The sequence below is a fragment of the Leclercia sp. CFBP8987 genome (assembly GCF_034044995.2).
GTDB lineage: Bacteria > Pseudomonadota > Gammaproteobacteria > Enterobacterales > Enterobacteriaceae > Enterobacter > Enterobacter tamurae.
In genome coordinates, this window is record NZ_CM188255.1 from 3,762,548 (window position 1) to 3,779,610 (window position 17,063).

A 17,063-nucleotide genomic window follows, 5' to 3' on the forward strand; every position below is an offset into this window, starting at 1 on the left:
GTTCCTTGCGGGGCATTTCGCTGACAGGGGTAGAGTACGATGTTCGAACTCGATGCGTTCCATCTCGCCAGGCTTCAGTTCGCCTTCACAGTGTCGTTTCACATTATCTTCCCGGCCTTAACCATCGGCCTCGCCAGCTATCTGGTGGTGCTTGAGGGCATGTGGCTGAAGACCAAAAATGACGTCTGGCGCTCGCTGTATCACTTCTGGTTAAAAATCTTCGCGGTTAACTTCGGGATGGGCGTGGTCTCCGGCCTGGTCATGGCCTACCAGTTCGGTACCAACTGGAGCGGCTTTTCCCAGTTTGCCGGGAGCATCACCGGCCCGCTGCTCACCTATGAGGTGTTGACCGCCTTCTTCCTCGAAGCGGGATTCCTCGGCGTAATGCTATTTGGCTGGAACAAAGTCGGGCCCGGCCTGCACTTCTTTGCCACCTGCATGGTGGCGCTGGGCACCCTGATGTCCACCTTCTGGATCCTCGCCTCCAACAGCTGGATGCACACCCCGCAGGGCTTCAGCATCGAGAACGGCCAGGTGATCCCCGAGGACTGGTTCGCCATCATCTTTAACCCCTCCTTCCCCTACCGCCTGATCCATATGTCCATCGCCGCGTTCCTCAGTAGCGCCCTGTTTGTGGGTGCTTCGGGAGCCTGGCATCTGCTGCGCGGGAACGACAGGCCGGCGGTGCGCAAGATGTTCTCAATGGCGCTGTGGATGGCGCTGCTGGTTGCGCCGATTCAGGCCTTTGTCGGGGATATGCATGGCCTGAACACCCTCGAACATCAACCGGCAAAAATTGCCGCCATTGAAGGCCACTGGGAAAATCCACCGGGTGAAGCCACGCCACTGCTGCTGTTCGGCATCCCGGATATGGAAGAGGAACGCACCAAATACGGGCTGGAGATCCCGGCGCTCGGCAGCCTGATCCTCACCCACAGCCTGGATAAGCAGGTTCCGGCCCTGAAAGACTTCCCGAAAGATGAGCGACCCAACTCGCTGATCGTCTTCTGGTCATTCCGCGTGATGGTCGGCCTCGGGATGCTGATGATCCTGATGGGCGTGGTGAGTCTGTGGCTGCGTCACCGCCACCGGCTGTATCACTCCCGTCCGTTCCACTGGTTTGCCCTGAGCATGGGGCCGGCCGGCGTGGTGGCGATCCTCGCGGGCTGGATCACTACCGAGGTTGGCCGCCAGCCGTGGGTGGTGTATGGCTATCTGCGCACCATTGACGCGGTATCGCTGCACAGCACCCTGCAGATGAGCATTAGCCTGCTGGCGTTTATCGTTGTCTACTGCTCGGTGTTTGGCGTGGGGTTTGTCTATCTGGTGCGATTGATTAAGAAGGGACCGCAGCCTACCGACAATCTCTCGGTGAATACTGACGGCAGACCTGCGCGTCCGCTCTCGGCGGCGGAACCGGTACCGGAAGAGGAGAAACCATAATGGGCGTCGATATCTCAGTGATCTGGTTTGCTATCATCGTCTTCGCCACCCTGATGTACATCATCATGGATGGTTTCGATTTGGGTATCGGCATGCTCTTCTGTTTTGAGCGTGACCCGCAGGCGCGTGACGTGATGGTCAACAGCGTCGCCCCGGTCTGGGACGGAAACGAAACCTGGCTGGTGCTGGGGGGCGCGGGGCTGTTTGGTGCCTTCCCGCTGGCCTATGCGGTGATCATCGACGCCCTGACGATCCCGCTCACCGCCATGCTGATCGGGCTGATCTTCCGCGGCGTGGCCTTTGAGTTTCGCTTTAAGGCCACGCCGTCGCACCGCAAATTCTGGGACTACTCCTTCGCGGGCGGTTCGCTGCTGGCGACCTTCAGCCAGGGGATTGTGGTCGGGGCGATGATTAACGGTTTCGACGTCGAGGGCCGCCGCTTTGCCGGTTCTGCCCTTGACTGGCTGACCCCGTTCAATCTCTTCTGCGGGCTGGGGCTGATGGTGGCCTATACCCTGCTGGGCACGACTTGGCTAATCATGAAAAGCGAAGGGGCGTTGCAGCGTCATATGCGGGAGCTGACCCGTCATGTGCTGCTGGCGCTGCTGGTGGTGGTGGCAGTGGTGAGCGTCTGGACGCCCTTTGGCTGGCAGTATGTGGCGGATCGCTGGTTCTCGCTGCCGAACTTCTTTTACTTCATGCCGGTGCCGGTACTGGTGGCGGTATTCGGGGTATGGATCTGGCGGCTCACCCGCAACCCGCACAGCCACGCCCGGCCATTCCTGCTGACGCTCGGGCTGATTTTCCTCGGCTTTAGCGGGCTGGGCATCAGCCTGTGGCCCAACATTATCCCGCCCCGTATTACCATCTGGGACGCGGCAGCCCCGCCGTCCAGCCAGCTGTTTATGCTGGTAGGCACGCTGCTGATCATCCCGTTGATTCTGGTTTATACCGCCTGGAGCTACTACGTGTTTCGCGGCAAGGTCAGGGATACCGAGGGTTACCACTAAGCCGGGTGGCGCTGAAGCTTACCCGGCCTACAAAATCCCGCAGCATGCAAGATCCGTAGGCCCGGCCAGCGCAGCGCCGCCGGGCGTTGCCGCACCCGGCCTGTTTGCTATTTCCGCCGGGTGAGACACTTTCCAATTAACAGCAGTCCGGCCAGCGCGGCGGTGCCCAGCAGGGCTTTGCCCGGTACGCCGGAGGTGATCGCCGCGGCGCGGGATTTGGCCTCCGGGGTAAAATGGCCGTGCACCCGGTGCTCGCCGCCGACCGGGTTGGTCAGGTTATCCCGCCGATCGGGTGGATTGAGCACCTCCTCCATCTGCCCTTCCCAGGCCTTTTTCACCATCATCCGGTCGAGAAAGCCGGGGAACAGGAACTGGCCGACAATCGCCCCGATGGTGCTGCGCCCTACCCACAGCTCGCGCACCGGCTTCTGCGCCACGCCGTAGATCGCCTCGGCGGCGACCTCCGGCTGAAACACCGGTGCCACCGGACGCATACTGTAGGCGAACTTATTCCGCGCCCAGTCAAACTGCGGCGTGTTGAGACCCGGCATCTGTACCATCGCCAGATGCACGCCGCTGCGCTCATGCATCAGCTCGGTTCGCAGCGCGTCGGTAAAACCACGGATCGCCGCCTTGGCGCCGCAGTAGGCCGATTGCAGTGGAATGGAGCGGTAGGCCAGCGCGGAACCAACCTGAATAATCACCCCGCTGTCGCGCGGTATCATATGCTCCATAGCGGCCCGCGTGCCGTTGACGCAGCCCAGATAGGTCACCTCCATCACCCGACGAAATTCATCATCGGTCATGCTGTAAAATGGCGCCAGGGTGGTGCACATGGCGTTGTTTATCCACACGTCGATAGCGCCCAGCCGATCGACCAGCGTCCGGGCCGCCTGGCTCAGCGCCCCGGCATCCACCACGTCCACGCTCACCGCATGGCAGTTGACGCCGTAGTTCGCCACCTCCGCCCGCGTGGCTTCCAGACTGTGGTTATCCCGGGCAATCAGCCCCACATCGTAGCCCGCCGCTGCAAAACGCAGCGCCGTGGCTTTGCCTACCCCAGCCGTAGCGCCGGTAATCACCACCACACTCATAGCCTCTCCTTAGTGCAACTGCTTTTTCCAGTGCGGGATCTGCCGCAACAGTTCAGAAAGCGCGTAGCGAACCGCTTTCTCAATCACATCTTCACACTCGCCGGTGAAGTGCTGCACGGCGGTAGTTACCTCGCCGCGGAAGCACCAGCCAAACCAGACGGTACCCGCCGGGGTGCCATCCTCGCCGCCGTCCGGGCCGGCGTAGCCGCTGATGGCGATGCTGACATCCGCATCGGCCAGCTTCAGCGCCCCCTCGGCCATCTCCCCTACCGTCTGGCTACTCACGGCAGTGTATTTTTCAAGGGTGGCATTACTCACCCCCAGCACCTTGTGCTTGGCTTCATTGTTGAAGGTCACCACGCCGGTGCCAAAGAACGAGGCGGTATCCTTTTCGGCGCAGAGCGCAGAGGCCACATTGCCACCGGTGCAGGACTCCGCCGTGGTGAGCAGCCAGCCTAAATCAGTTAACACCGTCGACACCTGGCTGGTGAGTTCCTTGGTGGTTTTGGCCTGGTTCCAGATATTTTCTTTCATGATTCACTCTCTTCGGGAATAATCGAAATATGCCCGTTACGTTCAAGGATGGCGTATTTAATTTTCTCCAGCTGGTATATACCGTGATTTTGTCGGGCCGATACCAATATATCGTCGCAGGAGACATCCACTTTTTTTAATTTTTCGTTCTGTAATTCACCGTGTACCACCAGAATAACCGGGGAACCATCGAGCATCGATTCCGCGCCGGAGATATATTTTTTTGCCACGCCGAAAAGCATATCAATCACCACCAGCGTAATAATGGTTAACATGGCACCGGTAACCGAAAAATCCTCACCCAGCAGCGCCTGCTGGGTGGCCTCACTGATAATTAATAACAGGATCAAATCAAAGCTGGTCATCTGCAGCAGCGCCCGCCTTCCGGCAATTTTAAACACCACCAGCAAAATCAGATAAATCGCCACTGCCCTGAGTATCATTTCCATGCGGGACCCCTAAGGATAGATAAATTGCCAGAAAGAGAGCCCCGGCTGATTATTTACTGTGACGGTAGTGACGGTTTTACCCGGCTGTTGCGGGGTGCTGTAGAGCCAGACGGTAAAATCCTGACGCGCTTTTGCCGCCTGATAAACCAGCACCAGCTCCCCGCCCTCGCTGCGCATTTCATCGGGCTGCGGCCAGATATTATCGGTTTGCGTTCGTGCCATATATTCTCCGCCAATGCGCAGCGTCAGCGGAGTCTCACCCTGACCCGGCGAGGTAATTTTCAACTCCACGGGAGAGAGCAGTCGGCCAAAACGCTGATATTCCACCTGCACGCTGTTGGCGGCGTTGGTTTTTGTCGCGTCGCTAAAATAACCGCCCGAAAAAAGCCCTGACAGCGCAGCGGCAATAATCAGCAATAACAGTACAAAACCGAAGCGGTGAGCGTTGTATTCAAACTGCAGGGCGGCATGGCTCTGTTTCACGCCGGGCAAAGAAGGGGATTTTTCTTTTGCATTCGCCATATATCACCTCACCGTCTCGCTTATTAATATTATGCAGCCAGATGATTTTTATAGATAATTTTGATTAAGACTGTTCCTGTTTGCAAAATAAAAAATAGCAACCAGGCTTAATCTGTCAAGCCAGTTAAACCAAGGAGGCTGTATGAAATTAACTGTCGCACCCTTATTGTGTTGTCTTTTAATCCCGGCGGCGTATGCCGAAGATAATGGTGGACTGAAGGAAGATACTGCCCCTCCGGCGCCACATGCGCTGGATGATGGTTATCGTGGCGCGGAAGATGCCAGAATCATGACCGTAGAGCAGGCCAAAGAGATGCACGACGGGGCTACGATCTCCTTGCGGGGTAATTTAATTGATGGCTCAGGTGGGGATAAATTTAAATTCCGCGATAAAACCGGCACTATTGATACCATTATTCCCCAGGCCGTATTTGATGGCCGCACCGTTCAGCCCGATAATATGATCAGCATTAACGGCAGTCTGGATAAGAAATCCAACCCGCCTGTGGTACGTGTCGACCGCATCCAGAAATAATCGTCAATTTCACTTAAGTTTCGCGTGGATATTTCCTGACATCCACGTGAAACCCCCAATATATTCTCTCAAGACGCAAACCTACCAGAATTGAGGAGCCCAAAACTCGGATAATTCTGTGCTTTAGGATTAATCCCCCTTTCCTTCCCCTCGCAATACTTAAACAATTTTACACAAATTCACATTGTATTCTTTTTTGCTTACACAGCACGGATTCGCCGATGAACGCCCGACACAATATCGCCATAATAATAACGACAGCCACCGGGCTGTCTTTACTGTTTCCTGCCCAGGCGGCGGAGCCGGATAATCAATTTATTATTCAGCAGCAGCGCCAGCGAGCATTAGAGCAACAATTAACCCCGCCCGTACCGGACGTGCGTCTGTCCGAGCCCTCATCCGGCTTTGGCAAGATTGCTTTTCCCACAGAAAAGCCCTGCTTCCCGATTAACCGCGTCGAGCTGAGCGGTCAGGAGGCCCTGCCCCACTGGCTGCCGCTCCAGCGTATTGCAGACCAGGCCCAGGGGCGCTGTCTGGGCGGAAAAGGGATTAACCTGCTGATGAGCACGATGCAGAACCGCATCGTCGACCACGGCTGGATCACCACCCGCGTGCTGGCTCCGTCGCAGGATCTGAAGAGTGGCACTCTGAAGCTGGCCATCGTGCCGGGCACCATCCGCCATGTGAAGCTCACTGAAGATAGCGACGACTATATCCAGCTCTACAGCGCCTTCCCGGCTCACGAGGGGAACCTGCTGGATCTGCGCGATATTGAACAGGGGCTGGAGAACCTACAGCGCCTGCCGACGGTCGAGGCCAACATGGAGCTGCTGCCGGGAGAGAATCCGGGCGAGAGCGACGTGGTGATCACCCGTAAGCAGAGCAAAATGTGGCGTATCGGCCTGTCGCTGGACGATGCCGGGACTGAAACCACCGGGCGCTACCAGGGCGGCGTCACCCTGTCGCTGGATAACCCCTTCTCCCTGAGCGACCTGCTGTATGTCTCAGCCAGCCACGATCTGAATGACAAGGGCGGTAAAGGCAGCAAAAACTATACCGCCCACTACTCGGTGCCCTTCGGCTACTGGATGCTGGGCATCACCGGCAGCGACTACGACTACCACCAGACCGTTGCCGGGCTGAACGAAGATTATCGCTACAGCGGTAAGAGCAAAAACCTCGACATTCAGCTCAGCCGCGTGCTGCACCGCAGCGGCTCGCAGAAGACCACCTTCTCTTACGACGTGCTGGCGCGGGAGACCCGCAACTATATCGACGATACGGAAGTGGGCGTTCAGCGTCGTCAGACCGCGGGCTGGCGCATCGGGCTGGATCATCGCCACTACATCGGCCAGGCGACGCTGGATGCGGGCATCAGCTATCAGCGCGGCACCCGCTGGTTCGGGGCGCAGCCTGCGCCGGAGGAGTACTGGGGCGATGCCACCGCCCTGAGCAAAATTACCCAGCTCAGCGCCGGACTCGATCTACCGTTTGCCATCGGCACGCAGAACTTCCGCTACAACGTGCAGTACCTGCGCCAGATCAGCAATACGCCGCTGACGCCGCAGGATCAGTTTGCCATCGGCAACCGCTGGACGGTGCGCGGCTTTGACGGCGAGCGCACCCTGAGCGCCAGCCACGGCTGGTACGTGCGCAACGATCTGGCCTGGCGCACGCCGCTGCCGAACCAGGAGTTCTATCTGGGTGCCGATTACGGCGAAGTGGGCGGTTACAGTTCGGATCTGCAGGTGGGTAAACACCTGGCAGGCGGCGTGGCGGGCCTGCGCGGCAACGCCTTTAACACCGGCTACGACCTGTTCGCCGGGACGCCGTTCTCGAAGCCGGACGGCTTTGAAACCAGCGATCTCACGCTCGGCTTTAACCTCAACTGGAGCTGGTGATGCGCGTCGGAAATCTGGAGATTAAAGCCCCGCTGATCCTCGGCGGGGAAGAGAGCGAGGCCGAAGTGCTGGGGGCCACCGTCTGGCTGTGGATGCACTCCCCGATGCACCGGGATGCTCCCCTGCACGCCCTGCCCACCCTGCTGCTGCCGATCATTAAGCGCCGTCAGTACGTGCTGGTTATCGAGAACGACCGCCCGGTCTTTTTCCTCAGCTGGGCCTGGCTGAATGAGGAGGCGGAAGCCCGCTACCTCACCCGCCCGTCCATTGAGATGCCAGAGGCGGACTGGGACAGCGGGGATCGGATCTGGTTCTGCGACTGGATAGCCCCCTTCGGCCACACCCCCGCGATGTACGACCTGATGCGCCGCGATATCTTCCCCGACCACGTCTGCCGCGCGCTGTATCACCGCGGCGCAGAGCGTGGCAAGCGCGTGATGCTGTTCCACGGCAGCCACGTCAGCCGTCAACACGCCAGAGAGTGGCAACAGAATCACCCGCTCGCAGTAAGCCTGCCGGAAGCGTTTAAAGGAACGAACCATGAATAAGAACCTGTACCGAATTGTCTTTAACAAAGCGCGCGGCATGCTGATGGTGGTGGCGGATATCGCCCGCTCCGGCTGCGCCGGTTCGTCCCGTTCTTCCGGCATCGGCCATACCCACAGCCAGCTTATCGGCAAGGTGAGCGCCATCAGCTTTAGCCTGTGGCTGGCGATGGGGGCCGTGCAGACGGCGCAGGCCACCATCGTGGCAGACGCCGGTGCGCCAAAAAACCAGCAGCCGACGGTGGTCAACAGCGCCAATGGCACGCCGCAGGTCAATATCCAGACCCCGTCCGCGGCCGGGGTGTCACGCAACAACTACACCCAGTTCGACGTCGACAACAAAGGGGCGATCCTCAACAACTCGCACAAAAATGTGCAGACCAATTTGGGCGGCATGGTGGCGGGCAACCCGTGGCTGGCGAAAGGCGAAGCCAAAGTGATCCTCAACGAGGTGAGCTCCCGCGACCCGAGCAAGCTGAACGGCATGATCGAAGTGGCGGGTAAAAAAGCCCAGGTGGTGATCGCCAACCCGTCGGGCATCACCTGTAGCGGCTGCGGCTTTATCAACGCCAACCGCGCCACCCTCACCACCGGCCAACCGCAGATGAAAGATGGCGCGCTGACCGGGTTTAACGTCGAGCGCGGCGAGGTGGTGGTTGAAGGCGCGGGGATGGACACCTCCGGCGCGGATTACACCGACATCATTGCCCGCTCGGTGAAGGTTAACGCCGGGCTGTGGGCTAACGATCTGAAAGTCACCACCGGACGCAACAAGGTGGATGCCGCCCACGAGGTGATCGAAAAAGGCAGCGACGATCCTGCCACCCGCCCGCAGCTGGCGGTAGACGTGGCCAGCCTCGGCGGCATGTACGCAGGCAAGATCCGCATGGTCGGCACCGAGACCGGCGTCGGGGTGCGTAACGCCGGGGCCATCGGTGCCCAGGCAGGCAGCGTAACCATCTCTGCCGACGGGCGCATCGAGAACAGCGGCACCGTGCGCGCGGGCGACGCTGCCAGCCTGCAAACCGCCAGCGAACTTAACAACAGCGGGGTGATCACCGCTGCCAATAACGTCCGTGCGAACGCCGCCAGCCTGACCAGCAGCACCAACAGCGTGCTGGCCGCCGGGGTGAAAAGTGACGGCAAGCTCGCCGACGCGGGCGATCTGGAACTCAGCTCCAGCGGCCAGTTGACCGCCCACGGCCAAAACCTCGCGGGCGGTAACCTCAGCGCCCGCGGCCAGGGTGTGGACGTCAGCGGCAGCCAGACCCAGGCTAAACGCGTTCTGCTGGACGGCGGCGCGGGGGATGTGAGCACCGCCAGCGCGAAGGTCAACGCCAGCGAACTGAACGTCCGCAGCGGTAAGATGCTCAACAACACCGGGGGCGCGCTGAGCGCGGAGACAATTAACCTTAGCGCTCACGACCTCAGCAACCAGCAAGGTAAAATCGTTCACAGCGGCGGCAGCGCGCTGGCAGTGGATCTGCCGGGCAAGCTCGATAACCGTCAGGGGCAGATTGGTGCAGCCAACGGCGTGCAGCTTAAAGCGGCAGCCATCGACAACACCGCAGGGCAGATCGTGGCGGTGGCGGGCAACACCCGACTGGACGCCGGAACCCTCAACAACCAGCAGGGGCTGATCTCTGCGGCTGCGGGCGACGGCGAGATCCAAAGCCAGCAGGCGGTGAATAACGCCAAAGGGCGTATCGAGGCGGCGAAAACCCAGCGCATCAACGCCGGGCGCCTCGACAACCAGCAGGGGGTGATTGTCGCCGACGGCGCAACCCTGGCCCTGAATGAATTTGATAACCGTTCCGGCTCCCTGCTCTCTCAGGGTTCCCTGAACCTCGAGAGTGGCGCGCTGAACAACCAGAGCGGCTTCCTCGCGAGCGACGGCGATTTTAATCTGAGCGCGGGTGCCATCGACAACAGCGACGGCCAGATCGGCGCGAACCGGACGTTGACCGCCGGATTCGACACGCTCACCAATAACGGCGGCGCGCTGAAATCGGTCGGTACCATGACCCTGAGCGGCGGCCTGCTGGATAACAGCCATGGCACCACCTTCTCCGGGGATAGCCTCGCCTTCAGTGGCGACACCCTGAACAATACCGCCGGGCAGCTGGCGGCGACAGAGAGCCTGTCGCTGGCTACCACCGGCCTGAATAACCAGCGCGGCGTGCTGCAGGGCGACGGGGTTAACCTCACCTCCGGCGCGGTCGATAACAGCTCAGGTACCCTCAACAGCCTGGGTGCCCTGAACTTCTCGGCAGAACGCATTAATAACCAGGGAGGCACCCTGGCCGCCAGCGGCGCGGCGGATGTGGCGGCCACGGATCTTGATAACCGCAGCGGCGGGCGCATCATTGGCGAGACCGATACCGCCCTGCACAGCCAGAACCTGCAAAATAGCGGCGGGCAGATCCAGTCGGTGGGCGATCTGCTCCTCGACAGCGCCCGGGGCACCGTGGATAACGTCTCGGGGCTGATCCGCAGCGGTAAAAGCGTGACCCTGACTGCCCTGCACTTTGCTAACCAGAATACCCTCGGGGAAAACCAGGGCCTCGAAGGCCAGAGCCTTGTGCTTAATACCGACAGCCTGGATAACCAGCGCGGCAGCATCCTGGCGAATAACACCCTGAGCATGGACAACAGCGGTGTGCTGAACAACAGCGCGGGGGTGCTGGCCTCGGGCGAAACGCTGGATCTCAGCGGTAACGGCCTGGACCTGCTGAATGCGGGCGGCATCCTGAAAGCGGGTAAAGCGCTGAGTGTGGATGCGGCTTCCCTCGATGCCAGCGGCCAACTGCTGTCGCTGGGGGATATGGATCTCCACAGCACCAGCGGCGTGAACAACACCGGCACCACCATCGCCAACGGCAACCTGACCTTGACCACCGACGGCGATCTCACCAACAGCGGCCAGCTGATGGCGGGTAGCGCCCTCGACGTGCAGAGCGCCAACCTGACTAACCTCGCCAGCGGCGAAATCAACGCCGGCAGCACCACCCTGACCGCCACCGGGACAGTACGCAATACCGGCCTGATCGACGGGATTGTCACCCGCATTAACGCCAATACCCTGACCAACATCGGCACCGGGCGGATCTACGGCGATGCGGTGGGGGTCAATGTGGATACCTTCAACAACCTCGCAGAAAACGGCACCGCGGCGACGCTGGCCGGACGCGAGCGCGTGAACCTCGGCGTGCAGACCCTGAACAACGCCGACCATGGCCTGATCTACAGCGCAGGCAGCATGACCATTGGCGGGGCGCTGGACGACAGCGGCGCCGTCACCGGTCGCGCCGGAACCATCAATAACCACAGCTCCACCATCGAATCCGCCGGGGATATGGCGATTGCTGCCGGGCAGATCAACAACATCAACGACCACTTCTCCACCGAAGTGGTACGCGTCTCCGAGGACGATCTCACCGACTATCAGCACACCGGATCAACCAACCGCTGGAGTTCGACAGAGCAAGGTGTCTGGGTGGATGACAACTCCTCCGACGGCCTGAAAAACCTCAACACCCCGGAGCGTTCCGGCCACGGCAACGATAATTTCAACCAGTACGACTACACCCGTACCATTGACGAAACCCGCATCAAAGAGAGCGACCCGGCGAAGATCCTCGCGGGTGGCAACCTGCTGATGACCGGCGACAAACTGTTTAACGACAAGAGCCAGGTGATCGCAGGCGGCACGCTGGCGATTGACCAGATGGGCAGCGTGCAGAACGAGGACGTGCCCGGCAAGCGTTACACCACCGATGAGGGCACCGTCACCCACTACTACCGTATTCGCCACAAAGGCGACGACGAGCAGGGGCGCGATCGCACGGCGTACACCCCGCCAACCACCATTCAGGATATCGCCCTGAAACCGGGCCAACTGGTCAGCAACGGCAGCGTCGAGGGTAGCAATCTCAGTATCACTCCGCTGGTGTTGCAGGGAACGGATGTGGCGATTGGGCAGGCTGCAGGGGTGAAACCCGCGCCGCAGCAGACCGTCTCCCCGGGCGAGCCGGTGACCCCGCCTGCCGGGCAGCAGTTTGAAGTGACCCCGGCCGACGGCGCGATCCGCATTATCGGGCCGAATACCACCCTGCCGGACAACAGCCTGTTCAAGGTGAATCCATCGTCAGACGTGCCGTATCTGGTGGAGACCGATCCGCGCTTTACCAACGAGCGCCAGTGGCTCGGCAGCGACTATATGCAGGACGCCTTTACCGCCAATGGCGACAACACCCAGAAACGGCTGGGGGATGGCTACTACGAGCAGCGCCTGATCCGCGAGCAGGTGATTGGCATTACCGGCCAGCGCTATCTCGACGGCTACAACAACGACGAAGAGCAGTACAAGGCGCTGATGGATCGCGGTATTACCTTCGGCAAGCAGTACGATCTGAAGATCGGTGTGGCGCTGACGCCAGAGCAGATGGCGCTCCTGACCGGGGATATCGTCTGGCTGGTCAACACCCGGGTGAAGATGCCGGACGGCTCAACCGAGAACGTGCTGGTCCCGCAGGTCTACGCCAAAGTGAAACAGGGCGATATCGACGGCTCAGGGGCGCTGATTGCCGGGAACAACGTGTCGATCAAGCTTAACGGCGACTTGTTTAACCGCGGGACGATTGCCGGGCGCAAAGTGCTGCAACTGGACGCCGACAACATCACCAACCAGACCGGCACCATTCAGGGGGCGGACGTTAACCTCAACGCCCGCACCGATATCAACAACATCGGCGGTGCCATCGTGGGCGACAGCAGCGTGCTGGCCAGCGCCGGACGCGACATCAATCTCACCAGCACCACCCTCAGCGCCGACAGCGTTAACGGCGAGAACAGCTTTGCCCGCACCACCATCAACAGCGTCTCCGGCATTTACGTGCAGGGCGACGACGGTAAGCTGGCCCTGCAGTCCGGGCGGGATATCACCCTGACCGGGGCGCAGGTGATCGCCAGCGGCGAGAACGGCAAGGCGCAGCTGGTGGCCGGGCGGGATATGACCCTCAATACGGTGGAAACCGCCAGCCGCGATAACCTGGTGTGGGATGGTGACAACAGCCTGAAGCAGGGCCAGACCCAAACCGTTGGCAGCGAAGTGACCGGCAAAGGCGACGTCACCCTTGCCGCCGGGAACGATCTCAACGCCCGCGCCGCCGCCCTCTCCGCCGGGGAGGCGCTGAACGTCAGCGCCGGGAATAACCTGACCCTGACGGCGGGTGAGAATACCCAGGATCTGGACGAACGGCATAAAGTGGTGGGCGGTAACGGCTTCCTGTCGAAAACCACCACCACCACCCGCGATCAGATTGACCGTCAGACGGTGCAGAGCAGTGAGCTGAACGGCAACACCGTTAACCTCACCGCCGGAAACGATCTCACCGTGCGCGGCAGCAACGTGGCGGGTACCGGGGACGTATCCCTGCTGGCAGGCAACAACCTGACCGTCGAGACCCAGGCCGAGCGCAATAACGAGCTGCACCAGAAGCAGGAGAAAAAATCAGGGCTGTTAAGCTCGGGCGGGATCGGCTTTAGCGTCGGCACCCAGAGCATCAAAACCACCGACACCGGCGCGGACGCCACCCAGGCGGGCAGCACGGTGGGCAGCGTCAACGGCGACCTGACCCTTCGGGCGGCAGATCGCCTGACGGTGAGTGGCTCGGATCTGGTGGCCGGTCAGGATATGACCCTGACGGGTAAAAACGTCGACATCACGGCGGTGAATAACCGCAGCCAGCAGACCCACGAGGTGGAGCAGAAAACCTCCGGGCTGACCCTGGCGCTCTCCGGCACCGTCGGCAGTGCGCTCAACAGCGCCGTCGAGGCCTCCCAGCAGGCGAAATCCTCCGGCAGCAGCCGCCTGCAGGCGCTGCAGGGCGTGAAGGCCGCGCTCTCCGGGGTGCAGGCCGCTCAGGCCGGACGGATGGATCAGGCCCTGGGCGGGGATGCCTCTAACACCAATACCGTGGGCATTAGCCTCTCTTACGGCAGTCAGTCGTCGAAATCGACCCAGTACAGCGAGCAGAACACCGCCCAGGGCAGTACCCTCAACGCCGGGCGCGATCTCAGCGTGATCGCCACCGGCAGCGGCGCGCGCGGCGCGGACGGGGATCTGACCGTGGAAGGCAGCCAGCTCAGAGCGGGTAACGACCTGACTCTCGCCGCCAATCGCGATCTCTACCTGCGCTCGGCGCAAAACACCCAGCTGCTGGACGGCAAAAACGAGAGCAAGGGCGGCAGCGTCGGGGTTGGGATCGGCGTCGGTTCCGGCGGCTTTGGCCTTAACATCTCCGCCAGCGTCAACCGGGGCAAGGGCAACGAGAGCGGCAACGGCACCACCCACAGCGAGACCACCGTGGATGCGGGCCGCCAGGTGAATATCCTGACCGGACGTGACGCCACCCTGACCGGGGCGCAGGTGAGCGGCGAAACCGTGAAAGCGGACATTGGCCGCAACCTCACCCTCACCTCCGAGCAGGACAGCGATCGCTACGATTCGAAGCAGCAGAACGCCAGCGCGGGCGGGAGCTTCAGCATCGGCTCCATGACCGGCTCGGCCAGCGTCAACCTCAGCCGCGACAAGATGCACAGCAACTACGACTCGGTGGTGGAGCAGACCGGGATCTTCGCCGGCAAAGGCGGCTACGACGTGACCGTGGGCGAGCATACCCAGCTCAACGGGGCGGTGATTGGCTCGACGGCGACCGCCGATAAAAACCGTCTCGATACCGGCACCATCGGCTTCAGCGATATTGAAAACCGCGCCGATTTCGAAGTGGAACACCAGAGCGTGGGGATGAGCACCGGGGGCAGCATCGGCAGCCAGTTTGCCGGTAATATGGCCAACGGCCTGCTGGTGGGCGCAAACCGCGACGGGCATGACAGCAGCACCACGCACGCCGCGGTATCGGACGGTACGCTGATCGTCCGCGACCAGGATCGGCAGGTCCAGAATGTAAACCTGCTCAGCCGCGACGTGGAGCACGCCAACCAGACGCTCTCCCCTATCTTCGATAAGGAGAAAGAGCAGGAGCGACTCCAGCAGGCGCAGCTGATCGGCGAGATTGGTAATCAGGTGGCGGATATTGCCCGCACCGAGGGCAGCATCCGCGCCACCAACGCGGCGAAAGAGAAGTTGAAAAACGTCAACGCGCAGGATCTGCAGGAGGCGAAAGCCGCGTGGGAAAAAGCCAACCCGGGCAAAACCGCGACCCTTAGCGACATCAACGGCCAGATCTACCAGACGGCCTACAACGACGCGCTCAGCGCCTCCGGCTTTGGTACCGGTGGGCAGTATCAGCAGGCAATTCAGGCGGCGACGGCGGCGGTTCAGGGACTGGCGGGGAGCGATCTCGGCGCGGCCCTCGCGGGCGGTGCCGCACCGTACGTGGCAGAGGTGATTGGTCACTACAGCGGCCTGAACGACGCGGGCAAAGTTGCCGCCCACGCGGTGGTCAACGCCGCGCTGGCCGCCGCCCAGGGGCAGGACGCACTGGCGGGTGCCGCCGGTGCCGCCACAGGCGAACTGGTGGGGATGATCGCCACCGAGATGTATGGCAAATCTGCCGATGAGCTGGACGAAACGCAGAAGCAGACGGTTTCTGCCCTGGCAACGCTGGCGGCGGGTCTTTCTGGCGGGCTGGTGGGCGACAGCTCAGCTTCAGCTGTGGCGGGGGCGCAGGCGGGTAAAACGACGGTTGAGAATAACTATTTGAGTACGGCAGAAGCGCGTCAGCTGGATAAAGAGCTACTGGAGTGTAAAGCCTCCGGCGGTGACTGCATGAAAGTGGTTGAGAAGTATCTGGCAATCAGTAATAAGAAAAGCAAAGAGCTTGCGGATGCCTGTACCGGCGGAGGGGTGACCTGTGTTACCTGGCAGGAGCTGATCCAGGCCTCGACCAACGTGGCCAACGATCCGCAGCCGGGGCAGTTCCGCCTGGATGAAAAACTCAAAGATCCGACGGCAGCGGCACTGGTGAATTACCTGAACGGCGCGGACCTGAAATTCCTTCAGGACAATATCACAACAGGCGATCGTGTACTGTCTGTGGTGATGGATCCTACCTCCTGGCCGGTGATCATCATGGGCGGCCGAGCGATTCTGACCAATGCCGTAAACAACAGCAAAGAGCAGCTTATCGCTGTGGGCGTGGGTGTCGGTTTAGGGGCGGGTATTCAGTACAAGACGACAGGTGAAGTCAAACTTGCCGATCTTATTGGATCCGGGGTTATCGGGGCGATCACCGCGGGTAAAGGTTATAACCCAACCGTGACATGGAACGCAGCAGGTGGTTACTATCAAGCTCAAATCAATGGTGACGATCCTATGCTCGCAGCGTTACTGAGTAAGGCGGGTGCTTCTGCTGGTTTCGCTACAGGGAACATGATCAAAGTGCCGTTTGATAAAATATTCAACCCGGTATCAAAACAGTACGAGTGGGTTCCAACAGGCGTCTGGACAATAACCAAACCTGTACCACAACACCCATTACCTTCAATACTGGGTAACGCAGGGGACTCTGCGATGTCGGGTATGGTTTCAGATAAGCTGAAAGAGAGCGGCAGTAAGAATGAAAAACAGCACTAAATCGTTCATTAACCTTGTTTACCTGTGCTGCGCAATAGGTCTGGCCGTGTTCATCCTGACGCTCCTTGGCCGTTTAGTCGGCGCAGGATTAGCATGGAATGTGAAAGAGGGTTTTCCCTTCTCTTTCAAAGACGTGTTGATATGTCTTGAGTTAACCTGGCTGGGGCTGCCTGCGGGTTTGGTCATCTGGTTTTTTTATCACCGGTAAAAGCCCAGGACAGGTTGCAATGTGAATCACCTCCCGCCCTTCCGGCGGGAGGTTGGCTTTATGGCAAAGTAAAATGAGACTCGATAATTCCAAAAAAATCCCTTTGGGCGCTTATGGGCATATGTTTTTTGATGTGCATCGCATTGATGATAATTGGTCTTTTTTCTTATCTGGTGAAAGGCTGGTTAATCTGGGACTTTGATAAGCCTTTTCCTTTCGGGAA

The 17,063-nt window shown here is 60.3% G+C and carries 11 protein-coding genes; 7 read left to right on the forward strand and 4 right to left on the reverse strand.

The features are described from left to right. Positions 1-39 precede the first annotated feature (39 nt). Both SOM40_RS18085 and cydB read left to right on the forward strand, forming a co-directional pair. A complete protein-coding gene (locus SOM40_RS18085) occupies positions 40-1,443 on the forward strand; it encodes a cytochrome ubiquinol oxidase subunit I (protein ID WP_106994950.1) in 1,404 nt (467 codons plus the stop codon). Beyond that, positions 1,443-2,453, forward strand: coding sequence for a cytochrome d ubiquinol oxidase subunit II (gene cydB, locus SOM40_RS18090; RefSeq protein WP_106994949.1), 1,011 nt, complete (start codon positions 1,443-1,445; stop codon positions 2,451-2,453). The genes SOM40_RS18085 and cydB overlap by 1 nt, the downstream gene beginning before the upstream one ends. A 107-nt stretch (positions 2,454-2,560) precedes the next feature. Here cydB and SOM40_RS18095 read toward each other — a convergent pair whose 3' ends face one another. The 4 genes from SOM40_RS18095 to SOM40_RS18110 are packed head-to-tail and all read right to left on the reverse strand — an operon-like array spanning position 2,561 to position 5,052. Next, positions 2,561-3,547: an SDR family oxidoreductase gene (locus tag SOM40_RS18095; protein ID WP_320530489.1), complete on the reverse strand. Its 987-nt coding sequence runs from the start codon at positions 3,545-3,547 to the stop codon at positions 2,561-2,563. A gap of 9 nt (positions 3,548-3,556) precedes the next feature. Further along, complete coding sequence (locus tag SOM40_RS18100) at positions 3,557-4,081, reverse strand: 2-oxo-tetronate isomerase (protein ID WP_106994947.1); 525 nt, start codon at positions 4,079-4,081, stop codon at positions 3,557-3,559. Next, positions 4,078-4,530 carry a DUF421 domain-containing protein gene (locus SOM40_RS18105; RefSeq protein WP_106994946.1) on the reverse strand — a complete coding sequence of 151 codons (453 nt, stop codon included), beginning with the start codon at positions 4,528-4,530 and terminating at the stop codon, positions 4,078-4,080. The genes SOM40_RS18100 and SOM40_RS18105 overlap by 4 nt, the downstream gene beginning before the upstream one ends. Before the next feature lie 9 nt (positions 4,531-4,539). Next, positions 4,540-5,052 carry a hypothetical protein gene (locus SOM40_RS18110; RefSeq protein WP_320530490.1) on the reverse strand — a complete coding sequence of 171 codons (513 nt, stop codon included), beginning with the start codon at positions 5,050-5,052 and terminating at the stop codon, positions 4,540-4,542. A gap of 142 nt (positions 5,053-5,194) precedes the next feature. On the opposite strand from SOM40_RS18110, the gene SOM40_RS18115 reads away from it, so the two are divergent. From SOM40_RS18115 to SOM40_RS18135, 5 genes are all read left to right on the forward strand, one after another. Beyond that, positions 5,195-5,587 carry a YdeI family stress tolerance OB fold protein gene (locus SOM40_RS18115; protein WP_262672578.1) on the forward strand — a complete coding sequence of 131 codons (393 nt, stop codon included), beginning with the start codon at positions 5,195-5,197 and terminating at the stop codon, positions 5,585-5,587. Between the two features lie 221 nt (positions 5,588-5,808). Beyond that, positions 5,809-7,488, forward strand: coding sequence for a ShlB/FhaC/HecB family hemolysin secretion/activation protein (locus tag SOM40_RS18120; RefSeq protein WP_106994943.1), 1,680 nt, complete (start codon positions 5,809-5,811; stop codon positions 7,486-7,488). After that, positions 7,488-8,036 carry a toxin-activating lysine-acyltransferase gene (locus SOM40_RS18125; protein ID WP_262663106.1) on the forward strand — a complete coding sequence of 183 codons (549 nt, stop codon included), beginning with the start codon at positions 7,488-7,490 and terminating at the stop codon, positions 8,034-8,036. Before SOM40_RS18120 ends, SOM40_RS18125 begins: the two co-directional genes overlap by 1 nt. Further along, entirely contained in the window at positions 8,029-16,632 is an 8,604-nt protein-coding gene (locus SOM40_RS18130) for a two-partner secretion domain-containing protein (protein WP_320530491.1), read from the forward strand. The genes SOM40_RS18125 and SOM40_RS18130 overlap by 8 nt, the downstream gene beginning before the upstream one ends. Beyond that, positions 16,616-16,840, forward strand: a complete 225-nt coding sequence (locus SOM40_RS18135) for a hypothetical protein (RefSeq protein ID WP_106994940.1) — start codon at positions 16,616-16,618, stop codon at positions 16,838-16,840. The genes SOM40_RS18130 and SOM40_RS18135 overlap by 17 nt, the downstream gene beginning before the upstream one ends. Positions 16,841-17,063: the final 223 nt, after the last annotated feature.

Coding starts and splice junctions, on each gene's coding strand:
- SOM40_RS18085 (WP_106994950.1), top strand. CDS start 40: ATGTTCGAACTCGATGCGTTCCATCTCGCCAGGCTTCAGTTCGCCTTC.
- cydB (WP_106994949.1), top strand. CDS start 1,443: ATGGGCGTCGATATCTCAGTGATCTGGTTTGCTATCATCGTCTTCGCC.
- SOM40_RS18095 (WP_320530489.1), bottom strand. CDS start 3,547: ATGAGTGTGGTGGTGATTACCGGCGCTACGGCTGGGGTAGGCAAAGCC.
- SOM40_RS18100 (WP_106994947.1), bottom strand. CDS start 4,081: ATGAAAGAAAATATCTGGAACCAGGCCAAAACCACCAAGGAACTCACC.
- SOM40_RS18105 (WP_106994946.1), bottom strand. CDS start 4,530: ATGGAAATGATACTCAGGGCAGTGGCGATTTATCTGATTTTGCTGGTG.
- SOM40_RS18110 (WP_320530490.1), bottom strand. CDS start 5,052: ATGGCGAATGCAAAAGAAAAATCCCCTTCTTTGCCCGGCGTGAAACAG.
- SOM40_RS18115 (WP_262672578.1), top strand. CDS start 5,195: ATGAAATTAACTGTCGCACCCTTATTGTGTTGTCTTTTAATCCCGGCG.
- SOM40_RS18120 (WP_106994943.1), top strand. CDS start 5,809: ATGAACGCCCGACACAATATCGCCATAATAATAACGACAGCCACCGGG.
- SOM40_RS18125 (WP_262663106.1), top strand. CDS start 7,488: ATGCGCGTCGGAAATCTGGAGATTAAAGCCCCGCTGATCCTCGGCGGG.
- SOM40_RS18130 (WP_320530491.1), top strand. CDS start 8,029: ATGAATAAGAACCTGTACCGAATTGTCTTTAACAAAGCGCGCGGCATG.
- SOM40_RS18135 (WP_106994940.1), top strand. CDS start 16,616: ATGAAAAACAGCACTAAATCGTTCATTAACCTTGTTTACCTGTGCTGC.